The organism is Variovorax sp. EL159, assembly GCF_900100965.1.
Lineage (GTDB): Bacteria > Pseudomonadota > Gammaproteobacteria > Burkholderiales > Burkholderiaceae_C > Variovorax.
In genome coordinates this window covers 1-26,649 of record NZ_FMUJ01000008.1, presented here as the reverse complement: position 1 = coordinate 26,649, position 26,649 = coordinate 1, and the positions used below count along the sequence as shown (strand labels likewise).

The 26,649-nt window shown below is 66.3% G+C and carries 26 protein-coding genes and 1 rRNA gene; 14 read left to right on the top strand and 13 right to left on the bottom strand.

All coding sequences use genetic code 11. The features are described from left to right. Nucleotides 1-21 precede the first annotated feature (21 nt). A complete protein-coding gene (gene glyQ / locus BLQ28_RS27610; RefSeq protein ID WP_093246533.1) occupies nt 22-945 on the bottom strand; it encodes a glycine--tRNA ligase subunit alpha in 924 nt (307 codons plus the stop codon). A 170-nt stretch (nt 946-1,115) separates the two neighbouring features. Here glyQ and BLQ28_RS27605 point away from each other — a divergent pair, with 170 nt between their 5' ends. After that, nucleotides 1,116-1,928, top strand: a complete 813-nt coding sequence (locus BLQ28_RS27605) for a phosphatase PAP2 family protein (protein WP_093246532.1) — start codon at nt 1,116-1,118, stop codon at nt 1,926-1,928. Nucleotides 1,929-2,016: 88 nt separating this feature from the next. Here the strand turns inward: BLQ28_RS27605 and BLQ28_RS27600 are convergent, their stop codons facing one another. Beyond that, on the bottom strand, nt 2,017-3,087 hold the full coding sequence (locus BLQ28_RS27600) for an asparaginase (RefSeq protein ID WP_093246531.1): 1,071 nt from the start codon (nt 3,085-3,087) through the stop codon (nt 2,017-2,019). Between the two features lie 193 nt (nt 3,088-3,280). On the opposite strand from BLQ28_RS27600, the gene BLQ28_RS27595 reads away from it, so the two are divergent. Then, nucleotides 3,281-3,958, top strand: coding sequence for a TetR/AcrR family transcriptional regulator (locus BLQ28_RS27595; RefSeq protein WP_176801243.1), 678 nt, complete (start codon nt 3,281-3,283; stop codon nt 3,956-3,958). Between the two features lie 37 nt (nt 3,959-3,995). Here BLQ28_RS27595 and BLQ28_RS27590 read toward each other — a convergent pair whose 3' ends face one another. From BLQ28_RS27590 to BLQ28_RS27570, 6 genes are all read right to left on the bottom strand, one after another. Continuing rightward, the gene (locus BLQ28_RS27590; RefSeq protein ID WP_143012586.1) at nt 3,996-4,331 is read right to left on the bottom strand and encodes a hypothetical protein; all 336 of its coding nucleotides are present in this window, start codon (nt 4,329-4,331) and stop codon (nt 3,996-3,998) included. Between the two features lie 116 nt (nt 4,332-4,447). After that, nucleotides 4,448-6,565 carry an SdrD B-like domain-containing protein gene (locus BLQ28_RS27585; protein WP_176801242.1) on the bottom strand — a complete coding sequence of 706 codons (2,118 nt, stop codon included), beginning with the start codon at nt 6,563-6,565 and terminating at the stop codon, nt 4,448-4,450. After that, nucleotides 6,562-7,395: a COG1470 family protein gene (locus tag BLQ28_RS33095; protein ID WP_176801241.1), complete on the bottom strand. Its 834-nt coding sequence runs from the start codon at nt 7,393-7,395 to the stop codon at nt 6,562-6,564. Before BLQ28_RS33095 ends, BLQ28_RS27585 begins: the two co-directional genes overlap by 4 nt. Further along, on the bottom strand, nt 7,392-7,862 hold the full coding sequence (locus tag BLQ28_RS27580; RefSeq protein ID WP_093246527.1) for a hypothetical protein: 471 nt from the start codon (nt 7,860-7,862) through the stop codon (nt 7,392-7,394). The genes BLQ28_RS33095 and BLQ28_RS27580 overlap by 4 nt, the downstream gene beginning before the upstream one ends. Further along, a complete protein-coding gene (locus BLQ28_RS27575; RefSeq protein ID WP_143012585.1) occupies nt 7,859-8,488 on the bottom strand; it encodes a hypothetical protein in 630 nt (209 codons plus the stop codon). The genes BLQ28_RS27580 and BLQ28_RS27575 overlap by 4 nt, the downstream gene beginning before the upstream one ends. A 68-nt stretch (nt 8,489-8,556) precedes the next feature. Beyond that, entirely contained in the window at nt 8,557-9,189 is a 633-nt protein-coding gene (locus tag BLQ28_RS27570; RefSeq protein WP_093246525.1) for a hypothetical protein, read from the bottom strand. Between the two features lie 239 nt (nt 9,190-9,428). Between BLQ28_RS27570 and BLQ28_RS27565 the strand changes: the two genes are divergently transcribed. The 7 genes from BLQ28_RS27565 (at nt 9,429) to BLQ28_RS27535 (ending at nt 16,435) form a co-directional block, all read left to right on the top strand. After that, nucleotides 9,429-10,016, top strand: coding sequence for an NAD(P)H-dependent oxidoreductase (locus BLQ28_RS27565; RefSeq protein WP_093246524.1), 588 nt, complete (start codon nt 9,429-9,431; stop codon nt 10,014-10,016). Between the two features lie 61 nt (nt 10,017-10,077). Beyond that, nucleotides 10,078-11,379, top strand: a complete 1,302-nt coding sequence (locus tag BLQ28_RS27560) for an amidohydrolase family protein (protein WP_093246523.1) — start codon at nt 10,078-10,080, stop codon at nt 11,377-11,379. 44 nt (nt 11,380-11,423) lie between these two features. Further along, a complete protein-coding gene (locus BLQ28_RS27555; protein WP_093246522.1) occupies nt 11,424-12,287 on the top strand; it encodes a creatininase family protein in 864 nt (287 codons plus the stop codon). A 78-nt stretch (nt 12,288-12,365) separates the two neighbouring features. After that, the gene (locus BLQ28_RS27550) at nt 12,366-13,352 is read left to right on the top strand and encodes an ABC transporter substrate-binding protein (protein ID WP_093246521.1); all 987 of its coding nucleotides are present in this window, start codon (nt 12,366-12,368) and stop codon (nt 13,350-13,352) included. 61 nt (nt 13,353-13,413) lie between these two features. After that, a complete protein-coding gene (locus BLQ28_RS27545) occupies nt 13,414-14,253 on the top strand; it encodes an ABC transporter ATP-binding protein (protein ID WP_093246520.1) in 840 nt (279 codons plus the stop codon). Continuing rightward, entirely contained in the window at nt 14,250-15,053 is an 804-nt protein-coding gene (locus tag BLQ28_RS27540; protein WP_093246519.1) for an ABC transporter permease, read from the top strand. Before BLQ28_RS27545 ends, BLQ28_RS27540 begins: the two co-directional genes overlap by 4 nt. An 8-nt stretch (nt 15,054-15,061) precedes the next feature. Further along, a complete protein-coding gene (locus tag BLQ28_RS27535; protein WP_093246518.1) occupies nt 15,062-16,435 on the top strand; it encodes an FAD-binding oxidoreductase in 1,374 nt (457 codons plus the stop codon). Between the two features lie 24 nt (nt 16,436-16,459). Here BLQ28_RS27535 and lnt read toward each other — a convergent pair whose 3' ends face one another. The 4 genes from lnt to BLQ28_RS27515 all read right to left on the bottom strand — a co-directional run bounded on the left by lnt (nt 16,460) and on the right by BLQ28_RS27515 (nt 20,423). Continuing rightward, nucleotides 16,460-17,941 (bottom strand): apolipoprotein N-acyltransferase, encoded by a 1,482-nt coding sequence (gene lnt / locus BLQ28_RS27530; protein ID WP_256327484.1) that lies wholly within the window; start codon nt 17,939-17,941, stop codon nt 16,460-16,462. Nucleotides 17,942-18,045: 104 nt separating this feature from the next. After that, the gene (locus BLQ28_RS27525) at nt 18,046-18,924 is read right to left on the bottom strand and encodes an HlyC/CorC family transporter (RefSeq protein WP_093246517.1); all 879 of its coding nucleotides are present in this window, start codon (nt 18,922-18,924) and stop codon (nt 18,046-18,048) included. A 187-nt stretch (nt 18,925-19,111) separates the two neighbouring features. Further along, nucleotides 19,112-19,840 (bottom strand): GNAT family N-acetyltransferase, encoded by a 729-nt coding sequence (locus BLQ28_RS27520; RefSeq protein WP_093246516.1) that lies wholly within the window; start codon nt 19,838-19,840, stop codon nt 19,112-19,114. A gap of 109 nt (nt 19,841-19,949) precedes the next feature. Beyond that, nucleotides 19,950-20,423, bottom strand: a complete 474-nt coding sequence (locus BLQ28_RS27515) for an Lrp/AsnC family transcriptional regulator (protein WP_093246515.1) — start codon at nt 20,421-20,423, stop codon at nt 19,950-19,952. A 147-nt stretch (nt 20,424-20,570) separates the two neighbouring features. Between BLQ28_RS27515 and hppD the strand changes: the two genes are divergently transcribed. The 5 genes from hppD to BLQ28_RS27490 all read left to right on the top strand — a co-directional run bounded on the left by hppD (nt 20,571) and on the right by BLQ28_RS27490 (nt 26,172). Then, a complete protein-coding gene (hppD, locus tag BLQ28_RS27510; RefSeq protein ID WP_093246514.1) occupies nt 20,571-21,698 on the top strand; it encodes a 4-hydroxyphenylpyruvate dioxygenase in 1,128 nt (375 codons plus the stop codon). 29 nt (nt 21,699-21,727) lie between these two features. After that, entirely contained in the window at nt 21,728-22,528 is an 801-nt protein-coding gene (locus tag BLQ28_RS27505; protein ID WP_093246513.1) for a transporter substrate-binding domain-containing protein, read from the top strand. Nucleotides 22,529-22,543: 15 nt separating this feature from the next. Then, the gene (gene phhA, locus BLQ28_RS27500) at nt 22,544-23,419 is read left to right on the top strand and encodes a phenylalanine 4-monooxygenase (RefSeq protein ID WP_093246512.1); all 876 of its coding nucleotides are present in this window, start codon (nt 22,544-22,546) and stop codon (nt 23,417-23,419) included. Nucleotides 23,420-23,547: 128 nt separating this feature from the next. After that, nucleotides 23,548-25,239: an AMP-binding protein gene (locus tag BLQ28_RS27495; RefSeq protein ID WP_093246511.1), complete on the top strand. Its 1,692-nt coding sequence runs from the start codon at nt 23,548-23,550 to the stop codon at nt 25,237-25,239. After that, nucleotides 25,240-26,172 (top strand): MBL fold metallo-hydrolase, encoded by a 933-nt coding sequence (locus BLQ28_RS27490; protein ID WP_093246510.1) that lies wholly within the window; start codon nt 25,240-25,242, stop codon nt 26,170-26,172. Between the two features lie 205 nt (nt 26,173-26,377). Here BLQ28_RS27490 and rrf read toward each other — a convergent pair. Continuing rightward, nucleotides 26,378-26,490: ribosomal RNA gene (gene rrf / locus BLQ28_RS27485) — 5S ribosomal RNA — on the bottom strand. Nucleotides 26,491-26,649: the final 159 nt, after the last annotated feature.

The window sequence follows — 26,649 nt, the reverse complement described above, 5'->3', positions numbered from 1 at the left end:
GCGGGTTGATGGGCGGTGGGGTCAGGCGGGTTTCTTCGGCGGCATCTGCGCGACCCATTCGCGCGGCGCCATCGGGAAGCCCAGCCGCTCGCGGCTGTCGTAGTAGCTCTGCGCCACGCTGCGCGCCAGGTTGCGGATGCGGCCGATGTAGGCCGCGCGTTCGGTCACGCTGATCGCGCCGCGCGCGTCGAGCAGGTTGAAGCTGTGCGCGGCTTTCAGCACCTGCTCGTAGGCCGGCAGCGCGAGCTGCTCGGTCATGAGGTGCTTGGCCTGCTTCTCGTGCGCGGCGAAGGCGGTGAAAAGGAACTCGGCGTCGCTGTGCTCGAAGTTGTAGGCCGACTGTTCGACCTCGTTCTGCTTGAACACGTCGCCATAGGTGAGCTTGTTGCCGCCATGGCCTTCGGTCCACACCAGGTCGTACATGTTCTCCACGCCCTGCAGGTACATGGCCAGCCGTTCGAGGCCGTAGGTGATCTCGCCGGTGATGGGCTTGCAGTCGAGGCCGCCGACCTGCTGGAAGTAGGTGAACTGCGTCACTTCCATGCCATTGAGCCAGACCTCCCAGCCCAAGCCCCAGGCGCCGAGCGTGGGGTTCTCCCAGTCGTCTTCCACAAAGCGGATGTCGTTCTTCTTCAGGTCGAAGCCCAGTGCTTCGAGGCTGCCGAGGTACAGCTCGAGGATGTTCGACGGCGCGGGCTTCAGCACGACCTGGTACTGGTAGTAGTGCTGGCCGCGGTTCGGGTTCTCGCCATAGCGGCCGTCCTTGGGGCGGCGGCTGGGCTGCACGTAGGCGGCCTTCCAGGGTTCCGGGCCGAGGGCGCGCAGGAAGGTGGCGGTGTGCGAGGTGCCCGCGCCCACTTCCATGTCGTACGGTTGCAGCAGCGCACAGCCTTGGTCGGCCCAGTACGACTGCAGTTTGAGAATGATTTGTTGGAAGGTCAGCATGGCTCTGCGTGAAGGCGGCCGCCCGGTGGGAGAACCCCGCGGCGCAACGAACCGGCTATTTTACGAGGCAGCGGGCGGTCGGGAGCGGGCGGCTATGCTCGATCTCCCCCTTTTGGAACCGACGCCATACATCGTGATTCGCCTGCCCTCGCCGTCCGCGCCCTCCGACCATGCCCGTTGATCACACCGCATTGACCGCCCTGGGCGAGCGCATCGGCGCCCAGGCCTGGCCCGGCTTCCTGGTGTTGCTGGCCGTGCTGACCGCCGGTGCCGGCCTCGCGGCCTGGGGCTTCGAGCACCTTCGGCGCCGGCATGCTGCGCAGCCCGAACCGGGGGCGCGCCTGCTGTTCGGTGGGCTGGCCGTCGGCCTTGTCGCGGTGCTCGGGCTGGCGCATGCGTTCGCCGAGGTGGCCGAAGGGCTGGGCAACGGCCGGCCGATGGGGCTGCTGGACGAGTCGATCAGCAACGCCGTCGGCGCCCACACGCCGGTGGCCGTGCGGGACATGTTCATGTGGCTCACCCACCTGGGCGACCCGTGGTTCATGGGGTCGCTCTGCGTGCTGGTGGCGGCCTTGCTGTGGCTGCGCGGGCATCGCGGCTTTGCCGCCGGGTGGCTGGCGGCCAGTATCGGCAACGCGGTGCTGAACCACGTGCTCAAGCACATCTTCGAGCGTGCACGGCCGATTCACGAGGAAGGCTTCGCGCTGGTCTCGGGCTTCAGCTTTCCGAGCGGCCACAGCTCCGGCTCGATGGTGCTCTACGGCATGCTGGGCTACCTGGGGCTGCGCATGCTGCCGCCGCGCTGGCGCGTGGCGTCGGTGATGGCGGCCACGGCCGTGGTCATCACCGTGGCCTGCAGCCGCATCTTCGTTCGGGCGCACTTCCCGACCGACGTGCTCGCGGGGCTGTGCTCGGGCGGGGCGTGGCTGGCGATCTGCATCGCGAGCATCGAGTACGCGCGGCACCATCGCGGGACGCGGTAGCCGGGCCTTCGCCCGGCAAAAAGGCCGCGGAGGCTGATGCCCCCGCGGCCCGGTTCAGGTCACTGGAATCAATCGACCGGCGGATCGATCAGTACTCCCAGAAGATGCGCTGCAGTTCCTTGGTGTTGCTGGTCTTCGTCAATGCGACCATGGCCAGGATGCGTGCCTTCTGCGGGCGCAGGTCGTGTGCCACCACCCAGTCGTACTTGTCGTCGGGCTGCTCGGCATTGCGGATCACGAAGCCATCGGGCACGCGCGAGCTGCGAATGACGATCACGCCGTCGGCGCGCGCCTTCTGCAGGTTCGGAACGATGCGGTCGGCCACCGAGCCATTGCCCGTGCCGCCATGGATCAACGCCTTGGCACCGCTCTTGGCGATCGCGTCGATGGCGATGGACGACACGCCTTCGTAGCCCATGGCGATCTCGACCGGCGGCAGCGCGGTGATGCTGTCGATGTCGAACTCCGAGTTCATGGTGTGGCGCTTGACCGGTGCGCGGAACCAGTAGTTCTTGCCCTCGACGATCATGCCGAGCGGGCCCCACTGGCTGGAGAAGGCGTTGGTCTTGATGTTGACGTTCTTGCTCACGTCGCGGCCGCTGTCGATGTTGTCGTTCATCGTCACCAGCACGCCCTTGCCCATCGCGTCCTTGCTGCCCGCCACGTTCACGGCGTCATACAGGTTGAGCGCGCCGTCGGCCGACAGCGCCGTGCCCGGACGCATCGAGCCGACCACCACGATCGGCTTGTTGGTGTGCACGGTCAGCGTGAGGAAGTAGGCGGTTTCTTCCAGCGTGTCGGTGCCGTGCGTGATGACGATGCCATCCACGTCCGACTGCTTGGACAGCGCCGAGACGCGCTTGGCCAGCGTCAGCAGGTTGTCGTTGGTGAGGCTTTCGGATGCGACCTGGAACACCTGCTCGCCGCGCACGTTGGCAACCTTGGAAAGCTCCGGCAGGCCAGCGATCAGCTTCTCGACACCGACCTTGGCGGCCGCGTAGGTCGCGCTGTTGACGGCCGAGGCGCCAGCGCCGGCGATGGTGCCGCCGGTGGCAAGAATCACCACATTGGGCAGCGCCTGCTGGGCCTGCGCCAGAGCGCTGGCCGCGAGCAGTGCGGCACCGGCCGCGAAGGCACGGAAACGGGGAGAAAGGTACATGAAAGGCTCCTTGGTTTGAGGATAATTTTTCGAGGCGGCGAGGAAGATACATGAACCGTGCCCGCATGCACGGCATCGCCATGCGGGCAAGGCATGCGGTCATGCGCCGGGGTGAACCGGCCTGCAAACGGGCCGCATCGAAGGCCGATTCACCTAGGGATTACCATCAGCCGGGCGCACCCGCCCCACCGCCATGAACGTCGATCCCGCCACCCTCACCCCCTCGACAGCCCAGGAAATGCCCGCCCCCGACGGTCCTCTGTCGCGCGCGCGCCCGGGACGCGAACGCATCATGGCCGCGATCCGCACCGCGGCGGTGACCGAGTTCAGCCTGCACGGCCTGAAGGGCACCTCGACCCAGGCCATCGCGGCGCGCGCCGGGCTCACCAAGCCCCAGCTTCATTACTACATCGCGGGCAAGGAAGAGCTGTACGAAGAGCTGCTGATGCAGGTACTGCACGACTGGAAGGTGGTGTTCTCGTTCGAGGACGCCAGCGATCCGGCCACGGTGCTCGGCGACTACATCCGCAAGAAGCTGGACCACGCCTTCGACAACCCCGAGATCTCGCGCATCTTCACGCGCGAGGTGCTCGACGGCGGCCGCAACCTCGACCGCTACTGGCCCAACGCCAGGGCATGGACGCAGAAGAAGGTGGACGTCATCAACGGCTGGATCGCACGCGGCCTGATGCGTCCGCTCGACGCCCGCATCCTGCTGATGCACATCTGGGCCATGACCCAGAGCTATGCCGACTACGCGATCCAGACGCGCGTGATGCTCGGCCTGCCGCGCGATGCACCGATCGAGCGCGAACCCATCGCGCGCGAGCTGGTGGCGTTCGTGTTGAACGGGTGCGGGATCAAGGCCTGATCGGTCGGTCTTTCTTTCTTGCGAAGGACAACGGCGGCTACAGCCCGTGAACCATCCACACCTGGTCGGGCGATGTCCGCAGGCGCAGCGTGGTCTCGCCGATCCGGTCGAACCGGTATTCGCGCCCGCCGAAGACGACCGACCGCATGTTGGTCCACACACGGTAGTCATAGCCCTCGCTGGTCGGCGTGACCTGCAGCACGCGGAACACGGGCGGCACGATCACCGTGATGCGCAACTGGCTGGTCGCGGAGCTGGCGCCGTGCATGGACTCGGCAACGCACAGCATCGGCGCCAGGCACAGCGCGACCGCAAAGCCCCGCAAACCGCGACGGTGCGCGCCGCGGCCCGGTTGAAGCCAAGTTCCCGTCATAAGGCCCGATCCGTAAGAACATGAGGTTCAGGCGCGGCATGGGCGCCCGATCTCCGGATATCGGCAGCGAGGCGGAAAAGTGTAGGGCGCCGGACCTCCGAGGGCCAGCGCCCGCTTCAGCGGTCTTTCTGGACCGGGAAGTCGGCCACGGCCGTGCCGCGCACGCGAATATCGACGCGCTGGGTGGGCGAGCCGGGGCTGCTCCACGGCAAGGGCAGGTTGTCCTGGACCAGCTCGACCTCGTGGCTGCCGCCGGCCACCGACGGAAAGCTGTAGAAGCCCTGGGCATCGGTCTGGGTGACGTAGCGGCGGTCGATGCGCACCGTGACGCCGGCGACGCCGCCCTCGTTCGCCTCGCGCCGGCCGTTGTTGTTCTGGTCGAAGAACACATGGCCTTCGAGCCGGCCATCGCCCACGCCCGGCGCGCCGCCGATGGGGGCACTGGCAGAACCCGCGCGGCCTTCGTAGCGCAGCACCAGCATGAACGAGCGCGTCGATGGCACGACCAGCGTCGGCTGCAGCGTGGCGGTCGTAAGGGCCGACACCACCGTCGGGTCGAGCGCCTCCTGCCCGCGCGAGGCGGTGATCTGCGTGATGAACGACCAGCCGCTGCCCAGCGGCCACGCCAGCCGTGCATTGGCACTGAGAAAGCGCGTGCCATTGCCGCCGATGCCATTGCTGCCGCGCAGGCTCAGGTCGAGCCGCGCACCGGCCACAAGCGGCGTGGTGCCGAGCAGGCCCCAGTACACGGCGCGCAGGCTCGTGCCCGAACGGCTCGACTGCTCGATGGCCAGCGAGGTCGAGAGCGTCTGCGCTTCGCCGACGCGCCAGGCGTGGTCGACGCCGGTGCGCAGCACGCGCAGGTCGACGCCATGAGCCACCTCGGTGCGCCACTGCGTGTAGCCCCAGTCGGACTGGTGCTCCCACGTCACCTGGGCCGATTGCGCGGCGTAGCTGCCGCTGCGCGCGGCCACATTGCCCGAGATCGCGTCGCGCGAATCGAAGCGGTAGCGGCCGAAGGCGTTGGCATAGAGCGAGCGCTGCGAGGCCCCGCTCACGCTGTCGCTCAGCTCGACGCTGCCACCCAGTTGCCATTGCCGGGTCGAGATGTCGCCGCGCCACGAAGCGCCGCGCAGGTTGTTGGGCAGCGTGTCCGAGCCCCAGCGCAGCGAAGGCTGGAAATAGAACACAGAGGCGTTCTGCTGCAGCCAGTCGGTGCGCCATGCGGCATCGACCCAGCCGCCGGTGGCCGAGTCGGAGGCTGCTTGCGAGGTCGCGTCCGATGGCCGCCCCGCGCTGTGCACGAGGTTGGCCTGCACGCGCATGCCGCCGACGCGGTCGCCGATACCGCCGGTGCCGCTGCCGAGCGCATCGGCCCAGGGCGCGAGCCCCTGCCACGAGACGGCGCCCCACAGCGTGCGGGTGTCGCGCGCGTAGCCGGTCACGCCGTTGGTGCTGACGTTGCGCGCCTCGACGAACTGCACCGCGGCATCGGTGCGGCCCAGCGCCAGGGGGCCGTCGCCGCCGGCGATCTGCGTCTGCGCGCCGACGCTGGCCGCCGTGCCACGGCCAGCCGAAAAACCCTGGAAGGCGAGCCCGTCGAAGTAGCCCAGGCGGCCGGCCGAGGCATTGAACTGCGTGCGGCCCGGCTGCTCGATGCTCACCGACGCGCCTTCGATCGGCAGGCTGGGCAGGAACACCCGGCCGACGCCCCGCGCGAGCGGCGTGTTGGCCATGTTGATGTTGCCGATGGCGCTGTTGCCGAACCAGCCACCGTCGAAGGGCATCGCGCGCTGGTCGATGCGCCAGGTGCTGTTGTTGCTCGCGGTGAAGGGCAGGACGCTGTAGGACGAGCCGCTGCTGCCGAACACGCCGTAGCCGTACACCGGCGCGGGGTTGCGGTTCAGGTTGAGGTTGGCGGAGAAGGCGCCGTAGTTGGGCGTGTCGAGAAAGCCCGAGAAATTCAGCGTCTGGCTCTGCGTCTTGACGCTGCCGCTGCGCTGCTGGCTGGCCTGCAGCTCGGTGCTCCAGCCACGCGGCCAGCCGGTGCTGGGCTCTTCGGTCTGCGCGGGGGCTTCGGGCACCACGGGGCCCTCTTCGAGCACGCGGTCGACGTAGGCGGCGGTCGCGGCCGGCGCGGCGCCTGCTGGCGCCGGCACCTGGGCCCAGGCGCCGGCCAGGGCCGTGCCTGCGCTGCAGAGTCCGAGCGCGGTACGCAGGGCCCGCTTCTTCATTGAGCGAAGCGTTCGTTGACTTTGAAGGAGCCGCTCTTGCCCCATTCGAGCGAGCCGGTCACCGTGACCGGAAAGCGCACCGCGACGGCCGTGTCCGTGTCGCCGGGCTTGGTCGCCGTGAGCGCGATGTCGCGCGTCTCGCCCGCCATGATGGGCGTGGTGGCGGGCTGGAACTCGAGCCGCGCGCCGCTGGCATCGGTGCCGCTCAGGAAGCCCGCGAGCCGGCCGTGCGCCGTGCCGGTATTGCGGATGCGCAGCACCGGCTGGGCCTGGCCGTTCACCGTCTTCACGGTGGTGCCGGCAATGTCGAGCACAGGCTGCACGTCGCCGATCGCCACATAGGCGATGACGCCGATGCGCGCGGCCATCGCCATCGGGGTGCCGGGCGCGGTGGTGTGCTCCTTGCCCTCGATCAGCACGGCAAAGCGGCACTCCATCGGCGGCGTGCCGGGCGGAGGCGTCACCTCGAAGCGGTAGCGGTAGGGCTTGCCGGCGGCGATGCTGAGCTCGCGGCGCTCGATGGCCACCCAGGGCCGGCAGCTGCCCGGCACCAGCTCGTCGCTGAAGTCGACCGAACCATCGGGCTTGAGCGTCCAGTCGGCGGTCTTGAAGGTGTACTCGCCCTGGCGCGCGTCCGAGTGGGTGAGTTCGATCACGTCGCGCACGCGCTCGCCGGGCTTGCCGGTCAGTTCCAGCCGCGGGGGCGAGACGGCCAGCGCGAACTGAGCCTGTGCGCTGGTGCCCGCGAGGGCCGCCCATGCGGGAATAGCCATCAGCGCCAGTGCGCGCAGAAGGCGGGAAGAAAGAAGAAGTCCGATCGCGCGCGTCATGGCGTCATCTCGATCTCGAAGTTGAATTGCAGCGACTGGGCGCGCTCGAGCGCGCGGCCGTCGGCAGTGAGGTTCAGCAGGATGGTTTCCTGCAGGAAGGGTTCGCGCACCACGCCCTCGTAGACCAGCACGCGGTCGCCGCCGCGCATGGTCCCCGGCAGCAGCCGGCCCTGGGTGCGCCAGGTGGCAACCAGCCGCTCGTTCTCGGTCGGGGCCAGCAGCATGTAGATGCGGGCCTGGCGCATCACCCACTGCGACAGGTTCAGGCGCAGCGCCACCGAGACCTGCCCGTCGACGGTGTTGTCCGCGACGCGGCCGGGCACGGGCTGGCGCCAGCGCATCGGCGTGACCGGCTGGCCGACCACGGTGCCGGTGTCGTCCACGCGGTAGGTGGCCGCATTCGCCTGCGCCGCGAGCAGGGCCAGCAGTGCGGCGGCGGCGAACGCGCGGCAAGCGTTTTTTGTCATGGGGCCGTCAGCGTGTAGGTGGCCGTGCCGGTGAAGGTGCCGGCGGGCACGATGCCCGGATTGGAGTAGGTGAACAGCAGGCAGCTTTCCGACCAGGTGTTGCGGGCGACGGTGGCCAGCGTGAGCAAGGTGCTGCTGAACGAGCCGGCCGCGATCTCCGAGTTGTACGGCGCGGTACCGGGGCTGGTCCACGCGATGGTGCTGAACGGAATGGTCGCGTTGGCACTGGACAGCGACACCGGCGTGCTCACGGTCAGCGTGGCGCTGCCGGCGGCACCGGTGGAGCGGAAGAAGCTGCCGATATAGACCTTCCCCGCGGGCGTGCAGTAGGCCGCGCCGTCGATCGGGCTGGCCGTGACGTTGCTGTCGGTGCTCATCGTCTGCGCGCCGCCGGTGAACAGCGCCGCAGCGGGCACCGTCACGGTCACGTTGTTTTGCGTCGCGTTGTTGCCGGCGGTGTTGACGTTGCCGGTCGTCATGTTGCCGACGCCGACCTGCAGGTACAGCGAACGCGATGCGGAGCTGATGCTGACGGTGTACGCGTGCGCGGGCACGAGCGCGCACAGGGCGGCCGCGAGGCACGCCACAGGGCGCAGCTGTTCGAACGATGGACGACGCGATTTCAAGGGGGCTTCTCCCACGGCGGAAAAAAGGCGGCGCCGGGCCGCCTTCTTTCCTAGGCGATGGCGCAGGGTCAGGGCGAGGTGAGCGTGTAGGTCACGACACCGTTGTTGGCCACCGTCGAGCCGTAGGTACCTGGCGCGTAGACGCCGGTGTTGTCGTACGCGAAGGTCCACTTGCTTTCCTGGCGCACGACCGTGTTCACGGCGGTGAAGGCCGTGGCGGTCGGGCCCGCGCCGGTGGTGGTGCTGAAGGCCGGATGGGTGATGGCCGCGTTGGTGAAGCCTGCGGTCGTGCCCGTGGTGAGCGGCGCCGCCGTCACGGTGATGGCGCTCCAGGGAATGGTGTTGGTGCCGTTGCTCAGCTGGCCGGTCACGCCGGAATTGAGCGACAGGTTGCCGGCGTTGCCCAGCACGCGGACCGTGACTGCGCCACCGGTCAGGTCACCGCCCGTACCGGCGATGGTGCCGCCCGCGCCGACCGATGCACCCGGCACCGTGAAGGCCAGGGCGTCGACCGTGCCGACGGTGCTGAAGTTGGTGCCGGTGCCGACCTGGAGGTACATCACGCGCGGGATGGTCACCGTGAAGTTGAGGCGCGCGGTGGCGCTCAACTGTCCCGAGGCCGCGCTCGTGAAATTGGACTCTGCTTGCGCAGCGAAAGGGAGGGCGCCTGCGATGGCTGCAATCAAAAGTAGTTTTTTCAAGAGGAACTCTCGGTGTTTCGGATGAGTTGACGGGCCAAAGTAGATCCAAAGTACACAAACTTTGGAAATGTTAATTTTAGTCAACAGTCTTTAGAAACGTACCTTTATGTAACGAATTGGTTATGTAAAGGCATGCATGCATGTTGTGCCTGCACGACTGCCTCCAATCCGGTGCATCAAGACTGGCACGTCGCTTGCATAACCTGACCACTTGCTCTGATTAAGCGGTCAAACACACCATGCGCGTGCTCGTCGTCTACTGCCATCCGGTCGAAACCAGCTTCCATGCCGCCCTGCACCAGGAGGTGCTGAAGAACCTGCGCGCCGCAGGGCACGAGGTGGACGACTGCGACCTCTACGCCGAGGGCTTCAACCCGGTGCTGTCGCGCGAGGAGCGGCTGGGCTACCACGAGGTACCGGCCAATCAGCTGCCGCTGAAGCCTTACGTGGAGCGGCTGCAGTGGGCCGAAGGCATCGTGTTCTGCTTTCCGACGTGGTGCTTCGGCCTGCCGGCAATGCTCAAGGGCTACTTCGACCGGCTCTTCATGCCGGGCGTGGCCTTCGACATCAGCGACCCGGCGAATGTGAAGCCGATGCTCACGCACATCCAGCGCATCAGCGCCGTGGTCACCTATGGCCGGCCGCGCTGGATGGCCTGGTACATGGGCGATCCGCCGCGCAAGATCGTCACGCGCTACATGAAGCGCCTCACCGGCCAGCGCGCCCGGGTGGACTATCACGCCCACTACCACATGAACGTGGCGACCGAGCCCCAGCTCAAGCACTTCATGGCGCGGGTCGGGCAAGCAATGGCGCGCTTCGCATGAGCGCCGCGCCGGGCCACCCCAGGCAAGCTCGCGCCGCGGTGCGCAGCACGAAGGCACGCCAATGAGCGCGCCTGCGTTGCTCGACAACGCGCGTTTGCCGCGCTGGCTGCTGCCGAGCGACTGGCCACAACGCGATGGCGTGCCGGTGTTGGCATGCATCGCCGTCGAAGCCGGCCGCGTGGCATCGGTGCGCCCTGCATCCGATCACGCTGAACGCCCCACCGCCGGTTGGGACTTGGCCGGCACGCTGGTGCTGCCCGGCTTCGTCGATGCGCACACGCACCTCGACAAGGCCTTCACGCTGCCGCGCATGAAGCAGGTGCAGCCCGGCCTGCTCGGCGCCATCGACGCGATGCTGAACGACCGCGTGCACTGGAGCTCCGCCGACGTGCACGAGCGCGCGTCGCGCGGCCTGCAGTGGGCCTGGGAATGCGGCACCGCGCATGTGCGCACGCACGTCGACTGGTGGGAGCCCGACGCGGTGCCGCTGGCCTGGCCAGTGATGGCCGAGCTGGCGCAGGAATGGGCCGGCAAGGTGAAGCTGGAGCAGGTCAGCCTGATCAAGCTGCCGCTGTTCGAAGACGCGGCGCAAGCGATGCGCCTTGCAAAGCAGGTGAAGGCCACGGGGCCGCATGCGCTGCTCGGCGGCTTCGTGCACTCCACCAACTGGAGCGAGAACGCACTGCGCAACCTGCTGCTGTCGGCACAGGCCTGTGACCTCGATATCGACCTGCACGTCGATGAAGAACTCAACGCCTCGGCGGTCGGCCTGCAGACCACGGCCCGCATCCTGTGCGAGATCGGCTACGAAGGCCGCGTGGTCTGCGGCCACATCTGCGCGCTCGCGGCCCAGCCCGAGGCACAGGCCTTCGCCACGCTCGATGCGGTGGCGCGCGCGCCGATCACCGTGGTGTCGCTGCCAGCCACCAACCTGCTGCTGCAGGACGCCGTCACCGGCCGCACGCCGCGCCTGCGCGGCATCACGCTGGTGAAGGAAGCGCGCGAGCGCGGCATTCCGCTGCTGTTCGCGAGCGACAACGTGCAAGACCCCTTCTGCCGGCTCGGCAGTTTCGATCCGGTCGAGGCGCTGGGCACGGCCGCGCTGGTGGCGCAACTCGACGAACCCTTCGACAACTGGTCAGAGGCGCTGTGCCGTGGCGACTGGCTGCAGCGCGCTCCGGCCCCCGCCACGCCCACGCTGGTCGGCGGCCCTGCCGATCTCGTGCTCTTCACCGAGGCCGACCGTCACGGCTGGCCTTCGCGCACAGCCGCCCGCGTGGTGCTGCGCGAAGGCCGCATCACACGCGGTGCCGTGCCCTCGGCCTGGCTGCGGCGCACCGAAGACGTGCCCTCTCTTTCGTGATCCACGCAACGCACCACCACCACCGACAACCGACAAGGACGCCCATGCTCCACGGCTACATCCCCCCCCACCGCTTCCTGCCCTACCTGAGCTGGACCGAAATCGCTGCGCTGCCCGACCGCGAGAACACGGTCATCGTGCTGCCCTGCGGCGCCATCGAGCAGCACGGGCCGCACCTGCCCTGCTCGGTCGACAGCGTGATCGCCTCGGGCGTGATGGGCAAGGCGCTCGAGAAGCTGCCACCCGAGGTGCGCGCCTTCGCGCTGCCGACCATCACCTATGGCAAGTCGGAAGAGCACCTGCACTTCCCCGGCACGATGACGCTCACCGGCACCACGCTGCTGTCGACCGTGACCGAGATCGGCGAGTCGGTCTACCGCGCGGGCTTTCGCAAGCTGCTGTTCGCCAATGGCCACGGCGGACAGCCGCAGGTGCTGGAGATGGCCGCGCGCGAACTGCGGCTGCGGCACGGCGATTTCGTGGTGGTGCCGCATGGCGTGTCGCGCCTGCCGAACGCGTCGAGCAAGCAGATCGGCGAACAGGAGAAGCGCCTGTCGATGCACGCTGGCCATTCCGAAACCGCGCTGATGCTCGCACTCGCGCCCGACACGGTGCACATGGAGCGCGCGGCGGCCAACTTTCCGCCGCCCTTCCCCATCAAGCTGCTGTCGGCCGACGGCCGCCCGGCTTGCGCCTGGACCGCGCGCGACTTCGGCCCCAGCGGCGTGATCGGCGACCCCACCAGCGCGACGCGCGAACAGGGCGACGAGATCCTCGACACGCTGTCCGACAGCTGGGTGCAGGCGCTGACCGAGCTGCATGCGCTGCGCTGGGTCGTTCGCGAGGAAGCCACCTGGGAGCGTGGGCACCAGCAGGGCTTCATCCAGCCATCGTTCGTGCCCGCTTGAAGAGGGTTCGGCCCGCTCCTTGCATCGAATCGCTCACCCCTTTCCTTTTTCAATCCAGCCCTTCGAGAGGTCCACCCCATGCGCTCTTTCGCCCTGTCCATGGTCGGCGCCGCCGCCATTGCCTTCCTCACCGCTGCCGCGCCCGCGCAGGCTGAGGACAAGTTCACCTACATGACCAACTGGTACGCGCAGGCCGAACACGGCGGCTTCTACCAGGCCGTGGCGCAAGGCATCTACAAGAAGTACGGGCTGGACGTGACCATCAAGATGGGTGGCCCGCAGGTCAACATCACGCAGATGATGGCCGCCGGCCAGGCCGACTGCATCATGGGTTCGAGCGACATCCAGATGATGCAGGTGCGCGAAGGCGGTGTGCCGGTGGTCAACGTGGCGGCCTTCTTCCAGAAAGACCCGCAGGTGCTGATCGCGCACGACGACGTGAAGAAGTTCGAGGACCTGAAGGGCAAGACGCTGCTGATCGGCGCGCAGGCCAACCGCGGCTACTGGCCGTGGCTCAAGGCCAAGTTCGGCTTCACCGATGAGCAGACGCGGCCCTACACCTTCAACATCCAGCCCTTCGTGGCGGACAAGAACACCGCGCAGCAGGGCTACCTGACCTCGGAGCCCTACGCCATTCAAAAGGCCGGCGTGAAGAGCACGGTGCTGATGTTCAGCGACCACGGCTTCCCGGCGTATGCGACCACGGTGTCGTGCATGGAGAAGACGCTCAAGGACCGCAGCAAGCAGGTGGCCGCTTTCGTGAAGGCCTCGGCCGAAGGCTGGAAGAGCTACCTGGCCGACCCGGCGCCCGCCAATGCGCTGATCAAGAAAGACAACCCCAACATGACCGACGACCAGTTGGCCTACAGCGTGGCCAAGCTCAAGGAGATGGGCATGGTCACCGGCGGCGACGCGGCCAAGCTGGGTATCGGCGTGATGACCGACGCGCGCTCCAAGGCGAGCTACGACTTCCTCGTGAGCGCGAAGCTGCTCGACCCGTCGAAGGTGGAGCTCGCAAAGACCTACACGACCGAGTTCGTGAAAGACGCCAAGGTCTTGCCTTGACACCCCTGCGCCCTGAAACCAGGCGGCCGCGTGTTGCGGCTGTTCTCGAAAGGCATCACGCATGAATCGCATCGAACCCCACACCCTGGCCCCACCGCCCGAGCTTGCGCCTTCGGTACCCGCCGTCGAAGTGCTCTCGGCCGAGAAGACTTATACCAACGGCACGCAGGCGCTTCTGCCGGTGGACCTGTCGATTGCAGAAGGCGAGTTCGTCACGCTGTTGGGCCCGTCGGGCTGCGGCAAGAGCACGCTGCTCAAGATGGTGGCCGGCATGCTGGAGCCGAGCGACGGCCGGCTGCTGGTGTGGCGCAAGCCGGTGGCGCAGTTGCACGACTGCCCGCACAAGCTGTCCTTCGTGTTCCAGTCGCCCACGCTGATGCCCTGGGCCAGCGTGCAGACCAACGTGCGGCTGCCGCTCGACCTGGGCGGCGTGCCGCGCAAGGAGGCCGACGCGCGCGTGATGGAATCGCTCGCGCTGGTGGGCCTTGAAAAGTTCGCGGACGCGCTGCCGCGTGCGCTGTCAGGTGGCATGCAGATGCGCGTGTCGATCGCGCGCGGGCTCGTCACGCAGCCCGACCTGCTGCTGATGGATGAGCCCTTCGGCGCACTCGACGAGATCACGCGCCACAAGCTCGACGCCGATCTGCTGGAGCTGTGGCGCAAGAAGAAGCTCACGGTGATCTTCGTGACGCACTCGATCCACGAGGCGGTGTTCCTGTCGAGCCGCGTGGTGATGATGGCCGCACGGCCGGGCCGCGTGGTCGAGCAGTTCCACATCGACGAGCCCTATCCACGCAGTGCCGACTTCATGGTGACACCCGAGTTCGCTCGCCATGCCAAGCGGCTGCAAGACAGCCTGCTGCGCGCCAGCAGCCATGCCGACGAGGAGGCCACGCGATGAAACGCACGCCCTTGCTCAACCAGCCGCGCGTGCAGCGCGTGCTGTACCCGGTGCTGATCGGCGTGGTGTTGGTCGCGCTGTGGCAATGGCTGGTGGTGGCGATGGAGCTGCCGCCGTACCTGGTGCCCTCGCCCTTCCTCATGATGCAGACGCTGGTGACCGACTGGGCGCCGCTGGGCAGCGCGCTGCTGGTCACGCTCAAGATCACGGTGTTGTCGTTTGCGCTCGCCACGGTGGCGGGCGTGCTGATCTCGTTCCTGTTCGTGCAGAGCAAGCGCATCGAGACCGCGCTCTTTCCGTATGCCGTGCTGCTGCAGGTGACGCCCATCGTGGCGGTGGCGCCGCTCATCATCATCTGGGTGAAAAACCCGGTGGCCGCGATGACGGTGTGCGCCGCGCTGGTGGCGCTGTTCCCGATCATCAGCAACACCACGCTGGGCCTGCGCAGCATCGACCCCGACCTGCAGAGCTACTTCAAGCTGAACCGCGCAACGCGCTGGCAGCAGCTGGTGCGGCTGCGCATTCCGAGCGCGCTGCCTTACTTCTTCGGCGGACTGCGCATCTCCAGCGGCCTTGCGCTGATCGGCGCGGTGGTGGCGGAGTTCGTCGCGGGCACGGGCGGCTCAGGCGCGGGTCTGGCCTACCAGATCCTGCAAGCGGGCTTCCAGCTGAACATTCCGCGCATGTTCGCCGCGCTGCTGCTGATTTCATTGACCGGTGTTGCGCTCTTCGTGCTGATGGCGTGGCTGACCAAGGTGGCGCTCGGCTCGTGGCATGCGAGCGAACTTTCCCAGGATTGAACTTGACCATGAACGCTCCCGTTTCTTCCATCGAGCAGTTGCTGCTCGAATTGCCCGACCTCGACTGGATCACCGACGAAGGCCGCGTGACGCGGCTGTCGCAAGACTTCTCGTGGTTCAGCCCCGTGCTCAACCGCCAGTTGAAGGACAAGCGCGCCGACGTGGTCGTGCGCCCGCGCACCGAAGACGAGATACGCGCGGTGGTCGGCGCCTGCGCGCGCCGCAACGTGCCGATCACGATCCGCGGCAGCGGCACCGGCAACTACGGCCAGACCACGCCGCTGGCCGGCGGCGTGGTGCTCGACATGACGGGCTACAACGCCTTCCTGTGGGTGCAGCCCGGCGTGGCGCGCGCGCAGGCCGGCATTCGCCTGGGCGAACTCGAAAAGCAGACGAAACCCACGGGGCAGGAAATGCGCTGCGTGCCCTCCACCTACCGCAGCGCCACGCTGGGCGGCCTGTTCGGCGGCGGCTTCGGCGGCGTGGGCTCGATCAACTACGGGCCGCTCGGCGCGCCGGGCAATGTGCTCGGCATCCGCGCGATGACCATCGAGGCCGAACCCCAGGTGATCGAGCTGCGCGGTGCCGAGGCGATGCGCATGCATCACCTGTGGGGCACCAACGGCCTCGTGCTGGAGCTCGAGATTGCGTTGGCGCCCGCGCACCCGTGGCTCGAAACGCTGGTGACCTTCGACAGCTTCACCGATGCGCTGCACTTCGCGGACAAGCTCGCGAACGCGCCGGGCATCGTGAAGCGCGAGATCTCGTTCTTTGCCGCGCCCATCGCGGACCATCTGGCGCAGTTGGCCGCGCACCTGCCCAAGGGCTGCCACACGGTGCTGTCGCTGGTGGCCGAATCGTGCGAGCCGGCGCTGCTGCAGCTGGTCGAGGCGCATGGCGGCACGGTGGGCTACCGCAAGACGGCGGCCGAAGTGCAGAAGAGCAACCGCACGCTGATGGAGTTCACCTGGAACCACACGACGCTGCATGCGCTGAAGATCGACCCTTCGCTGACCTACCTGCAAAGCGGCTTCATCCCCGGCAAGCATGTGGAGCAGATCATCGAGATGGAACAGCTGCTCGGCGGCGAGGTGATGATGCACATCGAGTTCATCCGCAACGTGGCGGGCCTGATGACCTGCAGCGGGCTTCAGCTGGTGCGCTTCAGCACGGAAGAGCGGCTCGCCGAGATCATCGACATCCACCGTGCGCACCAGGTGCACATCAACAACCCGCACGTGAACATCGTCGAAGACGGCAAGGCCGGCGGGCCGCTGCCGCCGGAGGTCATCGAGGTCAAGAAGCGATTCGATCCGCTGGGGCTGCTGAACCCGGGCAAGTTGCGCGACTGGCCCGTGAAGGCCGAGCCGGCAACCGCTTGACGACGACAGCCGCTGCGTGCGGCTTCAGCCTTGGCGACGGCGCAGCAGGAACGCGGCTGCGACGATAGCGAGCGCCCCGATCCACAGCGGCCACAAGCCGAAGGGCGCGACCCAGCGCGCGTAGGGCGTGAGGCCGCGACGGCCTTCGACGCTCGCTTCGAGCACGCCGCGTGTAAGGCGCGGCAGTTCGTGCGTCACGCGGCCCTCGGCATCGATGACGACGGTCGCGCCGGTGTTGGTGGAGCGCACCATCGGCCGGGCGAATTCGAGCGCGCGCATGCGCGAGATCGACAGGTGCTCGTCGATGGCGACCGAGTCGCCGAACCACGCGATGTTGCTCACGTTGAGCAGGACGGTCGGCGCCGTCGCCTCGTCGCGGAAGTTCGCGCCGATCTCGTCGCCGAACAAGTCTTCGTAGCAGATGTTCGGTGCGATGCGCTGGCCCTGCCAGAGGAAGGGCGCCTGCGCGAGCCCGCCGCGCTCGAAGTCGCCGAGCGGGATGTTCATCATCTGGATGAACCAGCGAAAGCCCGTGGGGATGAATTCGCCGAAAGGCACCAGGTGGTGCTTGCTGTACTGGTAGACCCGCGATGCGCCGGGCTGGAAGCCGAGCACCGAGTTGCTGTACGTGCCCTGGTTTCCCATCGGCAGGCCGACGATGGCGGCCTGCGTGCCCTGGCTGTAGCGCGCCTGGATCGCTTCGAGGTAACCCGCCGGCAACTGCTGCGGCAGCAGGGGCAGCGCGGTTTCGGGTGTCACCACGAGCGAGGCCTTGGCATCGCGCAGCTGCTCGCCGTACCAGCGCAATGCGGTTTCGATACCACCGCCGGGCACGAACTTCTCGTCCTGCGGAATGTTGCCTTGCAGCAGCGCGATCTGCAGGTTGCCGGTCGACCCCTTGGCGCCTTGCACGTCGGCGCGAAGTGGCGCAACAAGCTGCGGCGCGCCGAACACCAGCGCGATCAGGACCGCTGCCAGTGCGATCTCGCCGGTACGAATGGGCCGGTGCAATGCGACCAGCGCAACGACCAGCGCGGCGGCGGCGCCGATGCCATAGACGCCAACCCACGGCGCGAGCGCAGCCAGCGGACCTTCGACATGCGCGTAGCCACCGGCGCCCCACGGGAAGCCTGTGAACCAGCTGCCGCGCACGAGTTCGGCCAGCGTCCAGAGTGCTGCGAAGACGAGCGCGCCCGTCACCCTGCCCTTCGGGCCGCGCACGACGAACCACGCACTGGCGGCCGCGTAGTACAGCCCGAGCGCCGCGGCCAGCGCCAGCACGGCGATGGCGGCCAGCGGCGCAGGCAGCCCGCCGTAGGTGTGCATCGAAATGAAGAGCCACCAGAAGCTGCCGGTAAGCCAGGCGGTCGAGAAGAGCCAGCCATGCAGCCCGGCGCGGCGCCAGCCCGCGCCTTGGACGCGCAGGCTGTCGAGCAGCCAGACGAGCGCACCGAGCGACAGCAACTGAAGCCACCACAAGGGCTTGCCGCTCACAGGCGACGCCATGGAAACTGCCTGCGCCAGGCCGGCAACGCCGAAGCCCAGCAGGCGAAGCAGATTGGCGGAAGAGAAAGGCTAAACGCGTTGCGTCGCCGCTGCGGGCAGCGGCATCAATCGGCCGCGTCGCCGCCGCGTGCCGGCGACACCTTGAACCAGCGCACCGCGCCGCCCTTGGTGTGCAGCACCACGAAGTCGAAGCCGCCCATCGCATGGTGCTCGCCGCGCTTGGGCACGTGGCCCATCTCGTGGGCGATCAGGCCGCCGATGGTGTCGAAGTCTTCGCTCAGCTGCTCTTCGTCGAAGACGATGCCGAAGGCTTCGGCCACGCGCTCGATGGGCGTGTCGCCCGAGACGCGGTAGGTGTGGTCGGCCAGACCGAAGATGTCGCCTTCGTCTTCGGCGATGTCGAACTCGTCTTCGATCTCGCCGACGATCTGCTCGAGCACGTCCTCGATGGTGATGAGGCCGGCCACGCGGCCGAACTCGTCGATGACGATGGCCAGGTGGTTGCGGTTGCCACGGAACTCGCGCAGCAGGTCGTTCAGGCCCTTGCTCTCGGGCACGAAGGTCGCGGGCCGCAGCAGCGCACGGATGTTCAGGCCCGGCGCGCGCTGCAGCTTGAGCAGGTCCTTCGCGAGCAGGATGCCGATGATGTTTTCTTTTTCGCCCTCGTACACCGGAAAGCGCGAGTGCGCGGTGTCGATGATGAGGTGAAGCAGCGCATCGAACGGCGCGTCGATGTTGATGACGTCCATGCGCGGCGCCGCGACCATCACGTCGCCGGCCGTCATGTCGGCCATGCGCAGCACGCCTTCGAGCATCACGCGCGACTCGGCGCCGATCACCTCGTTGTCCTCGGCATCCGCCAGGGTTTCGATCAGCTCGTCGCGCGAGTCAGGACCGGGGTGAATGAATTCGGCGAGCTTCTGGAGAAAGCCGCGCTTGTCTTCCCGTTCTACGGGTGCGCGTTCAGGGTGAGGGTCGGCCACTGCGGGAGGGCGGAGTTGAGGAAGGGCAAGGATACCGGATTGCGTGTGACAGGCTCCACCACGGCTTTTCCAGGGGAAAGAACACCGGCGGCCAACGCCGGGCCGCCCCAAGGCGAGCCGCGCCTCCCCCTCGGAGGGTGGCGAGTTACAGGCAGCGAAGCGAAGTGAAAAGCCTGGAGGCCAACGGTCAGGAGGCGGATTTTTTCCGGGCGTCGCGCATGCCGCTGCGCACTTCCTGCAGGCTCGCCAGGAAGGCCCAGAACTGCTTGGCGCGGCTCTTGAGCGCGAAGTCGACCGCGGCGTAGTGCTCCAGCGCGATCTCACTCATGCGGCTGTCGAAGGTGGCGCTGGGCAGCTCGAGGTGTGCTTCGGCTTCGGAGCCGCTGCGCACCACGGTGGCGCCGGCATTGCGGGCGATCTTCAGCATGGCGGCGTTTTCGCTCAGCGCATGGATGAAGAGCATGCCGACGCCTTCGTTGCGGGCGACGACCACGGCGCGCTCGAACAGGCGGGCGCCGTAGCCGCGGCCACGGGCATGCGCCGAGACCGAAACGCCGAATTCGGCGCAATCGCTGTGCTGGTCGCTGGGCGCAAAGGCCAGGTGCGCCATCGCGATCAGGTCGAGGCGACGGTTGTAGATGCCGAACAGTTCGTCGCGGTCGAAGTCGAGGCCGTCGACGTAGCGCTGGATCTGCTCGTCGGCCGCCGCATAGCCGAAGCGCAGGTAGCGGTCGTGCGGGGTCAGCGCCAGCAGGTGGGCGGCGATGCGGTCGCGTTCACGGGGGCCGATCGAGCGGATCGGCACCATGACGGGCTGGGGCGCAGGCGTAGCGCGTGGTTGGGTCTCAACCATCGGCGCTTTCAGGAAAGAGCCAAGGCCGAGAGACGCCTTGAGAAGGGTCTTGGCGGTAAGCATGGCTCAAATGTAAGGGTTTTCCCTTAATCAACAACCCAGCAGGGACACTTCCAAGACACATTCGTGACCCATTACCAGAGCCCGTGGCGCCCGCGCAACCCGTTTGTGGCTAAACGGGCACAGCTGTTGTGGCTTTGACACGGTCCAGCACGAAGCTGGTCTTGCAGTCTTCCACGCTGGGGTGCTTGAGCAGGGTGTCCATGATGAAGCGGCTGTAGTGGGCCATGTCGGCCACCACGACGCGCAGCAGGTAGTCCATGTCGCCGGTGAGCGCGGCGCATTCGACCACCTCGGGCCAGGTCTGCACGCTGGCGCGGAACAGGTCCATCGGGTTGCGCTTGTGGCTCTCGGTGTGCTTTTCGAGCCGCACGTTGAGATAGGCGGTCAGCCCCAGGCCGATGGCTTCGGGCTGGACCAGGGCGACGTAGCGGTCGATCACCCGGCTTTCTTCGAGCCGCTTGACCCGCCGCAGCACGGCACTGGGCGACAGGCTGACCTGTTCGGCGAGCTGGTCGTAGGTGGCGCGTCCATCTGCTTGCAGCGTGCGCAGAATGAGCCTATCAATCTTGTCCAGTGCTTCCATTCCTCTATTTTTGCAGTTTTACTGCGCAAGAGCCACTGCCAGCGCCCAGAAACGCTGAAAACCTGAGAGCCATCCACCCTACATTGCAGCACCGGCCGATTTCGCGCCCTATTCATTGAAATTCCCCACCCTTTCCGGAGACCGCACATGAGCCACGCCGACGCCCCCGCCTTCACGCCCTGGGAGAACCCCATGGGTACCGATGGCTTCGAATTCATCGAATACGCGGCACCGGACCCGGTCGCCATGGGCAAGGTGTTCGAGCGCATGGGCTTCAAGGCCGTGGCCAAGCACCGCCACAAGAACGTGCTGCTGTACCGCCAGGGCACCATCAACTTCATCCTGAATGCCGAGCCCGACTCCTTCGCGCAGAAATTCGCGCGCGAGCACGGCCCGAGCGTGTGCGCCATCGCCTTCCGCGTGCAGGACGCCAAGCAGGCCTACGAGCGCGCCACGTCGCTCGGCGCCTGGGGCTTTGCCGACAAGGCCGGCCCTGGCGAACTGAACATTCCCGCCATCAAGGGCATCGGCGACAGCCTGATCTATCTGGTGGACCGCTGGCCCGGCAAGAACGGGGCGAAGCCCGGCGACATCGGCAACATCGGCTTCTACGACGTCGACTTCGAGGCCCTGCCCGGCGTTGCACCGGAGCAGGCGCTGTCGCCGTTCGGCAATGGCCTGACCTACATCGACCACCTGACGCACAACGTGTACCGCGGCCGCATGAACGTGTGGGCCGGCTTCTACGAGAAGCTCTTCAACTTCCGCGAGATCAAGTACTTCGACATCGAAGGCCAGGTGACGGGCGTGAAGAGCAAGGCCATGACCAGCCCCTGCGGCAAGATCCGCATCCCGATCAACGAAGAAGGCAAGGAACAGGCCGGCCAGATCCAGGAGTACCTGGACATGTACAAGGGCGAGGGCATCCAGCACATCGCCATGGGCTCGGACGACCTGTACAAGACGGTCGACGCGCTGCGCACCAACGGCGTGACGCTGCTCGACACCATCGACACGTATTACGAACTGGTGGACAAGCGCATTCCGGAGCACGGCGAGAGCGTTGCCGAATTGCAGAAGCGCAAGATCCTGATCGACGGCAAGAAGGACGCCCTTCTGCTGCAGATCTTCAGCGAGAACCAGCTGGGTCCGATCTTCTTCGAGTTCATTCAGCGCAAGGGCGACGACGGCTTTGGCAACGGCAACTTCAAGGCGCTGTTCGAGAGCATCGAGCTCGACCAGATGCGCCGTGGCGTGTTGAGCGCCGCAAAATAAGGGCTTCTTCACTGCCCCAGGAGCCCGGCATGCGCAGCACGTCTTCGATCGGACTGACCTTCATCGCGGCGGCTGCCGCCGTTCTTTCAGGTTGCGCCATGGCCCCTGCGGCAACGCCGGTGGCCGGTTCGCACCTGGACACGGTGCAGAAGGCCGCGGTGCTGCGCATCTGCACGCCGGGCGACTACAAGCCCTTCAGCTTCCAGAAGACCGACGCGTCCTTCGAGGGCATCGACGTCGACCTCATGACCGGCTTCAGCGCCAGCCTTGGCGCCAAGTCGGAGTGGATCAAGACCACCTGGGCCAACCTGCTGCCCGACCTTGCCGCCGGCAAGTGCGACATCGCGGTGGGTGGCGTGTCGGTCACCACCGACCGGCAAAAACGCGCCTTCTTCAGCGCCCCCTACATGGTCAACGGCAAGACGCCCATTGCGCGCTGCGCCGACGTGGCCAAGTACCAGAGCGTGGCCGCCATCGACAAGCCTTCGACCCGCGTGATCTTCAATCCGGGCGGCAGCAACGAGCGCTTTGCGCGCACCAATTTCAAACAGGCCAAGCTCACGCTGCACGGCGAGAACGTGACGATCTTCGACGAGATCCTTGCCAATCGCGCCGACGTGTTCGTGACCGAGGCGGCCGAGGCCATCACGCAGCAGAAGCTCAAGCCGGGCCTGTGCGCGATCAACCCCGACAAGCCGCTGCAGTACGGCGAAATGGCCTGGATGCTGCCGCGCGACGACGTGGCCTTCAAGTCGTACGTCGACCAATGGCTGCACCTGCAGCAAGCCGGCGGCGACTTCCAGCGCGTGATGGACCGCTGGCTCAAATAACCCGAGAAATTCCCCATGGACACCCCTGCCGCCGCTGTTGTCACCCCCGCCGTCTACGGCGCTTCGGACCGCCCGCCCCGCGGCGATTACTCGCGCGGCGGCACGGTGCTGGCCGACTACACCTGCCCGCAGGACTGGGCCAGCTACACGGCGGCCGACCACGACACCTACAAGCGGCTCTACGAACGCCAGGCCGCGCAGTTGTCGGGCTTGGCCTGCGACGCCTTCATCAGGGCGCTGCCGTCCCTGGGCGTGAAGGACCGCATCCCGCGCTTCGACGAGATCAACGACCGGCTGCATCGCGCGACGGGCTGGGAGATCGTTGCGGTGCCGGGGCTGATTCCGGAATTGCCTTTCTTCACGCTGCTGGCGAATCGCAAGTTTCCGGTGACGGATTGGATCCGCAAGCCGGAAGAGTTCGACTACATCGTCGAGCCGGATGTGTTCCACGACCTGTTCGGCCATGTGCCGATGCTGTTCGACCCGACCTTCGCCGACTATGTGCAGCGCTATGGCGCCGGCGGCATCAAGGCGCATGAACTGGGTGCCGGCGAGAAGCTGTCGCGGCTGTACTGGTACACGGTCGAGTTCGGCCTGATTCGCCAGCCGGACGGCCTGCGCGCCTATGGCGCCGGCATCCTGAGCTCGGTGGGCGAGCTGAAGCATGCCGTGCTCAGCGACGAGCCGCGCCGGCTGCCGCTGGACCTGCTGCGCGCCATGCGCACGCGCTACAAGATCGACACCTACCAGAGCAACTACTTCGTGATCGACAGCTTTGCGCAGCTCTTCGATCTCACGGCGCCCGATTTCACCCCGCTGTACGAGTCGCTGAAGGTCGCGAACGACATCGAGGCAGGGGTGTTGCTGCCGGGCGAGACCGGCAAGGTCTGAGCCCTTTCGCTTCGATGGATCGCGCCGCGCGGCTATCGCCCGCGCGACAGCGCATGCCCGCCCCCTAGGACAAGCCCGCTGGCGGCGGAGGCACTCTGCCTCCCACAATCCGCGCCAAAGGAGCTTGCATGCAGACATCCGCGCGACAGAACTATCCGGCCGGCGTACCGCACGAGATTCATCCCGAGCAGTACCGGTCCCTGCCTCACATGTTCGAGGAGGCCTTCGGCCGCTACAAGGACCGGCCCTTCTCGGTATGCATGGAACGCTGGATGTCTTACGGCGAGCTCGACACGCTGTCGAAAGCCCTGGGCGCGTGGCTGCAGTCGCTCGGGCTCGAGCCCGGCGCGCGCGTGGCGATCATGCTGCCGAACATTCCGCAGTTCGCGGTCACCATGTGTGGCGTGCTGCGCGCGGGCTACACCTGCGTCAACGTCAACCCGCTCTACACGGCGCGCGAGCTGGAGCACCAGCTCAAGGACTCGGGCGCAACGGCCATCGTCATCCTCGAGAACTTCGCGGCAACGCTGGAGCAGGTCATCGAGCGCACGCCCGTGAAGCATGTGGTCATGACCTCGATGGGCGACCTGCTGGGTGGCCTGTATGGCGCCTGGATCACGCTGGCCGTGCGCCACCTGGCCAAGATCGTGCCGGCCTACAAGCTGCCATTGAACGATGGCCGCACGGTCACGCCGTTCACCCAGGTCATTGCCCAAGGGCGCGGGCGCACGCTCGGGCCCGACCGGAGCACGCTCGATTCGATCGCATTCCTGCAGTACACGGGCGGCACGACGGGCCTGTCGAAAGGGGCGGTGCTGACCCATCGCAACATCGTGGCTGCGACGCTGCAGGCCGAAGCCTGGTTCACGCCGGCACTGGCGCGCGCTGGCGATCTGGCGAAAGTCAACAGCATCGCTGCGCTGCCGCTGTATCACATCTTCGCGCTCACGCTCTGCCTGCTGGTGATCCGCCAGGGCTCGCACATGACGCTGATCCCGAACCCGCGAGACTTCAACAAGTTCATTGCAGTGCTGAAGAAGCGGCCCTTCCACATGCTGCCGGCAGTGAACACGCTCTTCAATGCGCTGCTGATGCATCCGGACTTCAAGTCGATCGATTTTTCGACGCTCTTCGTCTCGCAAGCAGGTGGCATGGCCGCCTCGGAAGGCACGGCGCGCAGGTGGTTCGAGGCCACAGGCTGCCCGATGATCGAAGGCTGGGGCATGAGCGAGACCTGCGCGATCGGCACCAACAACCCGGTGTCGAACACCGAGTTCACCGGCACCATCGGCCTGCCATTGCCGAGCATTGAGATCGCGATCAAGGACGATGAAGGCAATTCACTGCCGATCGGCGAACGCGGAGAGCTTTGCATCAAGGGGCCCAATGTGATGAGGGGCTACTACAACCAGCCGGCCGAGACCGCGGCCGCGTTCACACCCGACGGATTCATGCGAACCGGCGACATCGCGGTCATGCAAGAGGACGGCTACAGCTGCATCGTCGACCGCAAGAAAGACATGATTCTTGTGAGCGGCTTCAATGTGTTCCCGAACGAGTTGGAGAACGTGATCTCGCTGTGTCCCGGGGTTGTCGAATGCGCAGCCATCGGCGTGGCAGATGAAAAGCAGGGCGAAGCCATCAAGGTTTTCGTGGTCCGCAAAGACCCGGCGCTGACGGAAGAAGCGGTGCTCCAGTACTGCCATGCGCAGCTCACGGGTTACAAGCGGCCGAAGCACATCGAATTCAGGGAATCGCTGCCGAAGACCAATGTCGGGAAGATCCTTCGACGCGAACTTCGCTCCAGCGCGAGCGCTTGAATGAGCCACGCATCGGCGAGCGCCGGGCTGCCGGCGAATGTCGTCGTGTTCGAGCGCGGGTGGCTGTCGTCCAACAACGTCCTGTTTGTCGGCGACGGCGAGACGGCGATGGTCGATACCGGGTATGCCACGCATGCGGACCAGACGCTGGCGCTGGCTGAAGCGGTACTGGGTGTGCGGCCGCTCGACCGCATCCTGAATACGCATCTGCACAGTGATCACTGCGGTGGCAATGCCGCGCTGCAAGCGCGTTACCCAGCCGTTCAAACGGATATTCCGCCTGGCGAAGCGGATTTGGTGGCGCGATGGGACGAGCAGGGACTGAGTTTTCTTGCGACAGGTCAGAGCTGTCCGCGGTTTCAGTTCACCGGACTGTTGCGGCCTGGGACGGAGCTCATGCTCGGCGGTGCGCCGTGGCAGGTGCATGCGGCACCTGGTCACGATCCTCACTCGATCATCTTGTTCGATGCGGCATCACGGACGATGATTTCTGCGGATGCGCTGTGGGAGAACGGCTTCGGGATCACGTTTCCCGAATTGGCTGGAGAGCCCGGGTTCGAGGATGTGGCAGCGACACTTGATCTGATTGAAGCGTTGAAGCCGCTGCGAGTGATTCCGGGGCACGGCGCTGTTTTTGATGATGTCGACAAGGCGCTGGCTACCGCTCGGCGTCGCCTGGATGGCCTGCAACGCGACCCGGTGAAGCATGCACGTCACGCCATCAAGGTGCTGATGAAGTTCAAGCTGCTGGAGGTGCAGTCGATCACAGCCGAGGACTGGGCTTTCTGGCTGCGAAGCACGCCATACCTCAGCGTGATTTGTTCGCGATTCTTTGGCGATGCCGAATTGGAGCAATTGACCGATGACATCCTCGGTGAGCTTATTGCTGTGAGGGCTGCCGAGTTCGACTCAGGGGTTATTCGAAATCTCTGATTTGACAAGTCTTTGCTCTCGCTCCGCCTGTTTGGTGCCAACAACTGACTGAAGGGCGCCTTTTCTTTTCTGGCTCGCCCCCTGCTTGTGCTATTGGAGCCGAGCATTGCTCTGGCCGCATTGATTTGTCCTTTGCCTCTGCTTTTCGCGCACGCAAAGCAAAAAACCCCAGTCATTGCTGACTGGGGTTTTCTGGGCTGTAAGAGCCTGACGATGACCTACTTTCACACGGGAACCCGCACTATCATCGGCGCTGAGTCGTTTCACTGTCCTGTTCGGGATGGGAAGGAGTGGTACCAACTCGCTATGGTCATCAGGCATAAAGGGTTGTCGCGCTGATCACATGATCAGCACAACGAATTCATAGAGTTTGGAATCAGCTTTTGGCGAATTATTTTGAATGCGTCAACTTGGCATAACACCTTGATCGGATTGATCAAAGTTATAGGGTCAAGCCGCACGAGCAATTAGTATCAG